Source organism: Nostoc sp. CMAA1605 (assembly GCF_021596505.1).
GTDB lineage: Bacteria > Cyanobacteriota > Cyanobacteriia > Cyanobacteriales > Nostocaceae > Trichormus.
Map to the genome: position 1 here is coordinate 1 of NZ_PJIZ01000137.1, position 10,717 is coordinate 10,717.

The 10,717-nt window shown below is 40.4% G+C and carries 10 protein-coding genes and 1 pseudogene; 10 read left to right on the forward strand and 1 reads right to left on the reverse strand.

Going from position 1 to position 10,717, the window contains the following annotated elements; all coding sequences use genetic code 11:
- The 4 genes from thiO to CV014_RS27905 form a co-directional block, all read left to right on the forward strand.
- Positions 1-1,806 (forward strand): glycine oxidase ThiO (gene thiO / locus CV014_RS27890; RefSeq protein ID WP_236144990.1); only part of this gene is annotated, 1,806 nt, incomplete at its 5' end.
- 367 nt (positions 1,807-2,173) lie between these two features.
- Entirely contained in the window at positions 2,174-2,437 is a 264-nt protein-coding gene (locus CV014_RS27895; protein ID WP_236144991.1) for a hypothetical protein, read from the forward strand.
- Positions 2,438-2,572: 135 nt separating this feature from the next.
- Positions 2,573-2,752 carry a photosystem II assembly protein Psb34 gene (gene psb34, locus CV014_RS27900; protein ID WP_103135787.1) on the forward strand — a complete coding sequence of 60 codons (180 nt, stop codon included), beginning with the start codon at positions 2,573-2,575 and terminating at the stop codon, positions 2,750-2,752.
- A gap of 470 nt (positions 2,753-3,222) precedes the next feature.
- The gene (locus CV014_RS27905) at positions 3,223-5,439 is read left to right on the forward strand and encodes a tetratricopeptide repeat protein (protein ID WP_236144992.1); all 2,217 of its coding nucleotides are present in this window, start codon (positions 3,223-3,225) and stop codon (positions 5,437-5,439) included.
- Between the two features lie 123 nt (positions 5,440-5,562).
- Here CV014_RS27905 and CV014_RS27910 read toward each other — a convergent pair.
- Positions 5,563-5,945, reverse strand: a pseudogene (locus CV014_RS27910) (hypothetical protein).
- Between the two features lie 347 nt (positions 5,946-6,292).
- On the opposite strand from CV014_RS27910, the gene hemJ reads away from it, so the two are divergent.
- From hemJ to CV014_RS27940, 6 genes are all read left to right on the forward strand, one after another.
- On the forward strand, positions 6,293-6,877 hold the full coding sequence (gene hemJ, locus CV014_RS27915) for a protoporphyrinogen oxidase HemJ (protein WP_236144993.1): 585 nt from the start codon (positions 6,293-6,295) through the stop codon (positions 6,875-6,877).
- 69 nt (positions 6,878-6,946) lie between these two features.
- Complete coding sequence (locus tag CV014_RS27920; protein ID WP_236144994.1) at positions 6,947-7,429, forward strand: hypothetical protein; 483 nt, start codon at positions 6,947-6,949, stop codon at positions 7,427-7,429.
- A gap of 97 nt (positions 7,430-7,526) precedes the next feature.
- Positions 7,527-8,393, forward strand: coding sequence for a DUF6671 family protein (locus CV014_RS27925; protein WP_236144995.1), 867 nt, complete (start codon positions 7,527-7,529; stop codon positions 8,391-8,393).
- 392 nt (positions 8,394-8,785) lie between these two features.
- On the forward strand, positions 8,786-9,049 hold the full coding sequence (locus tag CV014_RS27930; protein WP_236144998.1) for a hypothetical protein: 264 nt from the start codon (positions 8,786-8,788) through the stop codon (positions 9,047-9,049).
- A 462-nt stretch (positions 9,050-9,511) separates the two neighbouring features.
- Positions 9,512-9,910, forward strand: a complete 399-nt coding sequence (locus tag CV014_RS27935; RefSeq protein WP_236144996.1) for a hypothetical protein — start codon at positions 9,512-9,514, stop codon at positions 9,908-9,910.
- A gap of 64 nt (positions 9,911-9,974) precedes the next feature.
- Positions 9,975-10,649: a tetratricopeptide repeat protein gene (locus CV014_RS27940; RefSeq protein ID WP_236144997.1), complete on the forward strand. Its 675-nt coding sequence runs from the start codon at positions 9,975-9,977 to the stop codon at positions 10,647-10,649.
- The last annotated feature ends 68 nt before the right edge of the window (positions 10,650-10,717 follow it).

A 10,717-nucleotide genomic window follows, 5' to 3' on the forward strand; every position in this document is an offset into this window, starting at 1 on the left:
GATGCAGAAAGAATTACTGATGGGGCGATGAAGTCTTTGTGCTGGCGATCGCGCTCATTATATCCAGACTGGACACAAAAATTAGAGAATTTAACGGGCTTAAAGACCGGTTACTGGGCTTGTGGAATTTTAGCACCTGTTTATGAGCAGCAGGGGGATATAAAAGACAAGGGAGAATCGCCTGCGTATTGGTTAGATAAAACTGCTATCCATCAATATCAGTCAGGATTAGGCTTAGATGTCGTTGGTGGTTGGTGGTACCCAGAAGATGCTCAGGTTGATAATCGGGCTTTAGTTCATGTGTTGTGGGCTGCGGCTGAGTCTTTGGGTGTGGAACTCAAGGATGGTGTGACAGTCGAAGCTTTCTTACAACAACAAGGTCAGGTTATAGGTGTCCAAACTAATATGGGCATCATTCGGGCTGACCATTATGTTTTGGCGACGGGTGCTTGGTCTAATCAATTACTACCTATCCCTGTATTTCCCCGCAAAGGGCAAATGTTGAGTGTCAGAGTTCCCGACTCTCAGCCAGAACTGCCTTTAAAGCGGGTGTTATTTGGAGACAATATCTACATCGTACCCAGGCGCGATCGCTCCATTATTATTGGGGCAACTAGTGAAGATGTGGGCTTTACTCCCCATAACACCCCCGATGGTATGCAAGCTTTACTGCAAGGCGCAATTCGTTTATACCCAGAACTACAGCATTATCCCATACAAGAATTTTGGTGGGGATTCCGCCCTGGAACTCCCGATGAACTGCCCATCTTAGGCACTAGCCATTGTGCAAATCTCACCTTAGCTACAGGTCATTACCGCAACGGTATCTTACTTACACCCATCACTGCCCAACTCATCGCTGATTTAGTTTGGGAGCAAAAATCAGATCCCCTCCTCTCCCATTTCCACTATTCTCGCTTTCAAAAACAGCCATCTACCCCCATGCTCACCCACTCCCCGCTTTCCAGTCAAGATGCAATCAATCATGTCTCTACCCACTCAGAACTCAGCACTCCAGACTCAGGCCTCACAATCGCTGGCAAAACCTTTCATTCCCGCCTGATGACTGGTACAGGTAAGTATCGCAGCATCGAGGAAATGCAGCAAAGTGTTGAGGCTAGTGGTTGCCAAATCGTCACTGTGGCGGTGAGAAGGGTACAGACAAAAGCACCAGGACATGAAGGTTTAGCAGAAGCTTTAGATTGGTCAAAAATTTGGATGTTACCCAATACCGCAGGTTGTCAAACTGCCGAAGAAGCAATTCGTGTGGCGCGTTTAGGGCGAGAAATGGCGAAACTATTGGGGCAGGAAGATAATAATTTTATTAAGTTAGAAGTGATTCCAGATCAGAAATATTTACTCCCTGATCCCATCGGGACATTACAAGCTGCCGAACAACTGGTAAAAGAAGGTTTTGCCGTGTTGCCTTATATTAATGCTGACCCGATGTTAGCTAAAAGACTGGAGGAGGTAGGCTGTGCAACTGTTATGCCCTTAGCTTCACCCATCGGCTCAGGACAGGGTTTAAAAACAACGGCAAATATCCAAATAATTATTGAGAATGCCAATATACCTGTAGTTGTGGATGCGGGAATTGGCGCACCTTCAGAAGCCTCCCAAGCAATGGAATTAGGGGCAGATGCGTTATTAATTAATAGTGCGATCGCTTTAGCTCAAAATCCTGTAGCAATGGCGCGCGCCATGAATTTAGCCACACAAGCCGGTCGTTTAGCCTATTTAGCCGGACGAATGCCCATAAGAACCCATGCCAGTGCTAGTTCTCCCCTGACTGGTACGATTAGTTAGTTAATCTTCCAGGCATCGCCTTTTGAAGCGAGTTAGTAGGATGGAAGAAGCGTTTAGAAGAATTAAACTCTGGTCGAACGCCCCCACTTGAAGCAGGGCTGTTTCATTTACTTGTGTTGGAGATTTGTCAAGAGGATAATCTCACGCAAAGGCGCAAAGACGCAAAGAAAAATCACATATTTTGAGTTGAAGGCGCAAAGATTTTTGAATAAAGTTGTGCGCTTATGCTCATTTTTTATCTCTTTGAATCTTGTAATTTTACGCATTTTAGGGAGTGAAACAGCCCTGCCCACTTGGCTACTGAGCTAGAAGATGGGGCTTGAGATTTCAATCAGAGTTTTTATACTCCAGTTAACAACTATCAGCTATGCTGCGAGATACTCTAAAGCAAGAAATAGATCAACTTAGTGAGAGTCAACTAGAAAAAATTGCTGAGTTTATTGTTTTAGTTAAAGGTCAAACCCAAAACTTAGCTACAAGTGAACCATTTTGGAAAAGAGCAACTCCCACAGAAAGAGTAAAGGATTTTCGAGAATGGGTTGAGCAACTTCCACAAACAGGCTTAAGCTTCCCGAATGAAGCTTTTGACCGTGAGAGCATTTACGGTAGTACATCCACGCACGATTGTTGAATCTGCTGATAATTCGTAGATACTGCCTAATGTCAATATCTCTCAAATTATGTAACGATTTATATCTGATCTGATCGATAGCAGATATATATCTTTATAAGATTAAATAAAAAATTGAGTCCAAGGAATTAATTCATGCCCTATACCAACGAAGAAGGCGGACGTTTAAATAATTTTGCCCAAGAACCAAAGGTTTATCGTGCTGAACCTCCGACAGCAGCACAAAAGCGCAACTATGTGATTTTAGGTGTTGCAGCGACAATCTTGGTTGGTGGTCTGATTTTCGTCGCTTTCTCTGTTTCTAATCTCAGCTAAGAATAAGAAAATTTAATCAAAAATTCCTTTTATTATGTGTTTCAGGTTTCCATCTGCTAGAAACCTGGATTTTTATTTTTTATGAAGATTAATTCTATTCAGTCAAAAACTCTTTTATACCAGTACAAACACCAAAACTGAAACAAGAGAGATCCAAAATAAAAAATTTAGTATAGATTTATCCTGATTATAGTCATATTTACTTGTTCATAGTCATAGTTTAGACATTCATTTTGCTTTAATCCACCCTGAAGAAAGTTTAAACTGATGGAGGTTTCAGCAAAATGATCAATTTCAAGGCTGAACTTCTCTCTAAGACGCTGCATCTAGCTTGCATCTTCTTCAGGTTGTTCTGATACACTAACACCCTTAGCGGGTGATAACTTCCTGACTTTTGAGAAAACCGCGTCTATTAATCATGCGGCTTTTCTCCCCTGTTCCTTGCTTATTTACCTTGGCCGTTGAACTTCATGAGCATGAATGATCCCGCCCGTTCCGATAATTCTGCTTGGAATCGGCAAGTATATCACCGCCTAAAACTTGCCCTCAGCCTTGGTTTGCGGCGACAAATCTTTTTAGCGGTATGTGATGATTTGCACTTGAGGAATCAAGTAGCGGCTCGTTTACATTCAACTTTGGCTTATCCTGTGGGACAAATCTTATATCAGCCAGGTGATGGAAAGGAAACGACTAGTACACCGGCTTATCCTCGATTAGTAACATTGCGGTTAAATTTGCACGAGCCGAATCCCATCGAACAAATTAATCAATGGTTAAGGAATTATCCACCCCCTATAGTGGGTGGTTCTAAAGATACTCCTGGAAAACCTCTTCCCATACCAACATTTCAGCTTGTTGGTGTGGAACAGTTGACAAAACAATCGGTAGCCAGTCAACGATTATTTTTGCATTATCTACGTTTAAGCGAACAATATTTTTTTGCTCAGGAGTCGAATCGGTTTCTAGAATCTAGTGTACTGTTATGGTTATCACGTCCTTGGTTGGCGGCTATTCAGCAGTCAGCACCACAGTTTTGGCGTTGGCGGACTGGTGTGTTTGTTTTTGCTGGAGAACCCACACCGACAACACAAAATAAATCGCATCCCGAACGTTTTACTAATTCTAGGGGTTTGCCACTAGGCAATACTGAGCAATCAATGTTAGAAGATGCAGGTAGAGATACAGAAGTAGCAATTCCGACTGAAACTGAGTTTGAGTATAGAGAAGCTCTGGAATTACCCATAACACCAAAAGATGAGTATTCCAACTTCAAGCAAGAGTCTTCAGCCGCAGACACTCACTTATTCACTAATCAACGACAACAACCGGAAAGTGTTGCTAAATCTAGTCAGATTGATAATTTATCATTGTTGTCGTTGACTCATGTTAGCCAAGAGTTAGTCAAATTAGTTTTAGCCACCAATGATCATGTCACAACTCTAGTTGGGGAAGATGAGTGGCAACCACAAGAACTGCTGCGGGAAATTGAGAAATTACACTCACAAAAAGCTGTTGGTGAAGTTTTAGCGGCTGCTTATCATCAACTAGGTGATTTATATCGCTTACACATAGAGCAAGGACAATCGATATTAGAGAATATCATGGTGGCGATTATTGCTTATCAGCAGGCGATCGCCTACGATGAAAAATCGCCACAATTGCCAGATACTTTCAATGATTTAGGTACACTCTATTGGATGTTGTACCGCACCCCAACCTATATACAAACAGGGAAAACCTACATAGAACAAGGAATTGAGTATTATAACTCGGCTTTAAAAATCATTTCTCCCCAAACCCATCCTGAGACTTATGCACGGGTGCAGAATAATCTGGGAACAGCCTACGGAGATTTAGCGCGGTTTGGTAGTCCGGCTGAGAATTGGCAACAGGCGATTGTAGCTTACACTGAGGCTTTACGCTACAGAACTGTAGAATCAGATCCTTTAAAGTATGCGGCTTGTCAAAATAATTTAGGTACAGCTTACTGGCATTTAGCACAATACAATCAAGCCGTTGTTAATTTGAAAAAAGCGATCGCAGCTTACAAACAAGCCTTAGCTTACTATAGTCCCCAAGCAGAACCCCTCAAATATGGGATGATTCAAAATAATATTGGTACAGCCTACTGGAATTTAGCACAGTATGAACAACCAGGGGAAAATCTCCAGCTAGCGATCGATGTCTACGGTGAAGCTTTAAAATACAGGACTCCTGCTAATGTTCCTACTGCTTGCGCCGCCACACAAAATAATTTAGGCACAGCTTATTGGCACTTAGCAAACTTGGCGCAAACACCTAAAGAAGCTAAACAAAACTTATTACAACTATGTATTAGTGCTTATGAAGAGGCCATTGCTTTGGCTAATTCTCTAGGTAACGCACCCTTAAGTTTTGATTTATTTGCCACTTACAATAACCTGGGACTTGCCCATTACCAGTTAGTTACAGATAATACTTTTATTGGCGATAAAAGCAAGCGATCGCAACATTTAGAAGCAGCATTAACAAATCATTTACAAGCTTTAAATGGGTTGACTAAACAACCAGAAGCCTATCAAACTTCTTTCTCTTATGTAGTTAGAACAATCCGTGCTTTCCACAATGAGTTAGGAATTCAAGGACAAAATTTGGCTTTATCTAAAGTCCCTGGGCATTTACTACCAGAAATTTTACCAAGGCTTTAAGTATATTCAATTATCAACCACTCATCTATTTCAAAAGCATTTGGTTACAAAAATGCTGGTTTTTACTGACTAAATCAACTCAAAATCAAAACAAACATCAAAGTGCTGAATTACGGCTCAAATCTAGTACACCAAGTTGCCAGTTCCCCGTAATTGCCGCAAGGAATTCAGACAATAGGGACAGTCACAACCAAACACCTTAATTGCCAGATCACTTTCTTCCTCAGTAAAATTCAATTCAGCCACTGAATTATCTGATGGACGTGATGAAACTACCATTGATTTAGTGGGGGAGACGCTTTTGGGTCTCTTTCGGAATCTCGAATACACACAAAATCTTTCATACCGTGAGGATTAGTAATACAGGTACGACCATCATCAGTGTGTATTAATCGCTGAGTTAAGTTTACACCAGCATGAGCAGGGTTAATGATTCCCATTGTCGACATTAAGGAAACGAAAACCGAGGAACTAGCAAACAAATTCAGTATGAGTTTTTTGTTCATAACCTTCCTGAAAGAAGATAGCTGACAATCTAGGTTATGCGATCAATTAACAAATATCAAGTGAAGTTTTGGCTAAATTTATTTGATGACTTCTATTAATTTAAAGTTTTACCGATTTGCCTAAAAAAGCGAGTAGAGAGATCCAAAATGTAGGTTAACAATCAAAAGGTGAGTATTGACCGTAAAATCAATGTCAAAACTATCATCTCTCTGCCCCTAAGTCCCCACACTCCATAATTTACAATTCTTCAAATATCTGTAATGACAAATCATGTTTTGCCGTAACCTGATAATGATAGTAATAGCCATCATCAAAAGCAGAGATTCATAAAGGTAGGTTGCACTTCATGGCATATTCCTGGTTTAAAGCATTTCATATTATTGGGATTGTGGTTTGGTTTGCGGGGTTGTTTTATTTGGTAAGGTTATTTATTTATCACGTAGAAGCTAACCAAGAACCAGAACCAGCACGGACGATACTGAAAAATCAGTATCAAATTATGGAAAAACGCCTCTACAACATCATTACAACCCCAGGAATGCTGGTGACGGTAGCAATGGCTATCGGTTTGCTGAGTACAGAACCAGAGGTTTTAAAACAAGGCTGGTTACACTTCAAGCTGCTGTGTGTCGCTTTGTTATTGGTTTATCACCACTACTGCGGTAGATTAATGAAGAAATTAGCCGCCGATGAATGTCGCTGGAGTAGTCAACAGTTACGGGCTTTGAATGAAGCACCCACAGTCATGCTAGTAGTGATCGTGATGCTGGCGGTGTTTAAGAATAATCTTCCCACTGACCTCACAGCATGGCTGATTTTCGGCCTGATTATTTTCATGGCGGTGACTATTCAGCTATACGCGAGAAAACGCAGATTAGATAAAGAGAAACTCACAGCCCAAATTCCACAAATTCCTCAAGAACAAAGTTAGACAAGATCACCTGAGATATCCTACATTAAGAAATGTTAAGAAAAATGTTGTGATATCTCAGGCGTAAATATGTCCGATAAACCATTAGGTCAACCCCGTCCTTTGTGGCGAGTAATTTTGTTGTCTGTAGTTACTGGGTTGTTGTACTACGGCTGGTACAAGTGGATTATTCAAGAAGAACTACGCCGCTATAACGGGTTTGGTTGGTCAGGGACTTTGAGTCTAGCACCTTTTGTATTAGGTGTAGGAATTCCCCAAGCTTTACGGATTTTTGATCCTGATGTACCTGGGTGGTTTGGTTGGTTTTCTCTGTTAGGGATTATCTGGATTTATATAGTTCAATTCAAGTTATATCAAACAGTTAATGAATTGTACTGCCAAGCTGGGATGAAAGCACCGCTTGTAGTTTGGTGGTTGTTTATTCCTGGTTTAAATTTACTAGTTGGATTGAGACAAATTCATTTTTTAAGTCAATTTTGGTCACAAAAGCAAGGTGTAATTGTGACTGATCCGATAGCGGAAAATATTCCTTTATTATCGGGTAATGCTTAAATTGGGCATTGGGAATGGGGCATTGGGCATTGATAGAAAATTCTGTCTTTTGCCTTTTGCCTTTTGCCTTTTACCTTTTTCATAGGGAGTTTAATTAATGGGTAGAGTTCAGGAATTATTTAGCGATCGCACGGCTGTGATCGCCACAATGCACTATAAAGAAAAAGTAATTGCACCGCTATTAGAACAGGAATTAGGCATTAAAACCATAGTACCCCAGAATTTTGATACAGATATTTTCGGCACATTCACTAGAGAAGTTAAACGTCTGGGTACACAAATCGCAGCCGCTAAATTAAAAGCCGAAAAAGCCTTAGAAATTACTGGAGAAAAATTAGCGATCGCCAGTGAAGGTAGTTTTCATCCTCATCCTGCATTACCTTATCTTTCTGCTAATCGCGAGATAGTTATTTTATTAGATAAAATCAATAATTTAGAAATTATCGGTGAAGAATTTTCTCTAGAGACAAACTTTAATCATCAGGTAATTAGTTCCCTCGATGAAGCATATGAATTTGCTGAAAAAATAGGGTTTCCTCAACATGGTCTAGTGCTAATGTATGAAAATTCTATTTCTCACCAGAGTGAAATCATCAAAGGGATTAATACAAAAGCCAAGTTAACAGAATTAGTAGAATTAGCTTTGACAAGCGCACCAGAAAAAACAGTTCACTTAGAAACTGATATGCGCGCGCTTTACAACCCTACGCGCATGAATAATATTGCTAAAGCCACACAAAACTTACTCAATAAAATCAATAGCTGTTGTCCTCAATGTCAAACACCTGGATTTGAAATTACAGAACGTATTCCAGGATTACCTTGTGAAATTTGCCATACACCAACAACACTAATTTATAAAGTTCTATACGAATGTCATCAATGCGGCTTTACAGAGGAAAAGTTATTTCCTCATGGAGATAAATTTGCCGATCCAGCCCAGTGTATGTATTGCAATCCTTAATTTTAGATGTGGAATCTATAGTGGATTTTTAATTAAAAATTGACGTAAATTTTTAAAAAATCTACCGTTGCCTAAATAGCAATCGGTAGATAATTAAATCAAGTTCGTCAGGTGATCGGAATAGTTATTATTTAGTATTTATTGTCTGCAATAAATTCTGCCATTAGATATATAAATTCTGCTCTAATTTAATTAGGTTCGTATATCTAAACACGCTATGTAATTTTGCATAGACTTAGCAACGAAATACTGGCTTTCCGCACAGATGATTTTTGGCTGGCATCTTCCCTTTATAGTACATATGTACTATAATAGATACAGCACTCACAAAGCCTGGTAGAAAAACCATGTCAAGAGCTTCTGGAAGAGGGATTCAAGAAGGGTCTAGTCCAATGATGAAACATTACATTCTCAATCTCAACCCCACAGCCAAACACGAATGGGATCGTTGCATCTTAAGAGATCCTCTGACTGCAAAGCGTCCTGATCTTGCCAAATTAATTGCGGAAGCAGTTGGTGCTGACACGGGTAGTTATTTAGTCAGTGTCAATATAGAAGTACAAGTGTTAGAACAAGCCGCCGCACCTCAGTCTGAACAGCTTTCACTTTCATTATCTGAAGTCAACGTCTCGACTCAATTTAGAGAAGCAGCTTAACTGGTATAGGGGATTGGGGACTGAGGACTGGGGACTGGGAAATAACTTCAGAAACCTGTCCCCTATATCAATTCATAAAGATGTCGAAAGTCAGAGTATTTTTTAAGTATTTAAGTAGAACAGGGTAAATACTTAAAGGTTTGTAGTGAGAACTTTAGTTCTCTCTTCTCTACGAGAGGCTACGCGAACAGAAAAGGACTAAAGTCCTTACTACGAACTGAATCATAGTATTTTTATCTTGCTTAATATAGTTTGGTTATTTCTAGTCGTTCTACTTAATATAAATTTTAGTAAATACGTGCCTCAGCCACAAATTTGAGTTAACTGGCAAGAAATATTCATAATTTACAATTTAAATTTTGATTTCTACCATCTTAAGCAATAGGAAAGATGCGTATAACATACTCAAGCAACTGTAATTTAGGTGGCTGATAAAAAAGCTGTCTAACAGGTAACTTGAACATGAAATACTTATTGACAGTTTGGGTACTTGTACTATCTTTATTATTTTCTAATTCCGCGATCGCCCAAACCAAACAACCCTATACTTTAATCCCAGGACTGGGAATATATCACCATCCAGTTTCTACCCAAAACCCGGAAGCACAAAAGTTTTTCGACCAGGGTTTAAATCTTGTTTATGGGTTCAATCATGATGAGGCTGTGCGTTCTTTTCAACGCGCGGCTGAACTCGACCCGCAAATGGCAATGGCTTATTGGGGAATTGCGCTGGCTCTTGGCCCTAATATTAACTCAGTAGTCACCAAGGAAAAGAACAAGCCGCTTATCAAGCCATCCAAAAAGCTGCCGAATTGGCTGTGCAAGCATCAATTCCCGAACGAGATTATATTCATACTTTAGCAAAACGTTATTCGCAAATCCCAATGCAGATTTACATCCCTTAGATGTGGACTATGCCCAAGCAATGGCAAGTCTATTTCAACGCTATCCTGATGACGTAGACGCAGCCACCTTATATGCTGAGAGCCTCATGGATTTACATCCTTGGCAACTGTGGACACATGACGGTCAACCACAGCCAGGGACAAACAAAATTGTGGCTGTTTTAGAATATGTCCTGCAAAAAAATCCTCATCACCCAGGTGCGAATCACTACTATATTCATGCTGTAGAAGCCTCATTGCATCCAGAACGCGCCCTAGAAAGTGCCGAACGGTTAGAGACTTTAGTCCCTGCGGCTGGACACTTAGTACATATGACAGGCCATATTTATTTTCGCGTCGGAGATTATGCCGGAGCAATGCGAGTCAATGAGTTGGCGATCGCTCAAGATGTACCTTACATCTGTCACAATCAAATCAAAGGCATTTATCCTCAGCTATATCTCACCCATAATATACATTTTCTGATGGTCGCCAGCAGTATGGCAGGTAAACATCAAGAAGCCTTGCAAGCGGCAGATCAATTAGTTAGTCATATTAGTGCTATCGACCCTCATTTATCCATGCTAGAGGGATTTTTCGGGCAGAAATTATTAATACAAGCTCGTTTTGGCGATTGGGATGACATTTTACAAACACCTAAACCTGATGCCGCACTTCCCACTACTAACGCACTGTGGCACTTACACGTGGTTTAGCCTACGTAGCTAAAAACCAGCCAGAAAATGCAGCAATAGAAAGCCGTGCTTTACTAGCCGCGAGTCAG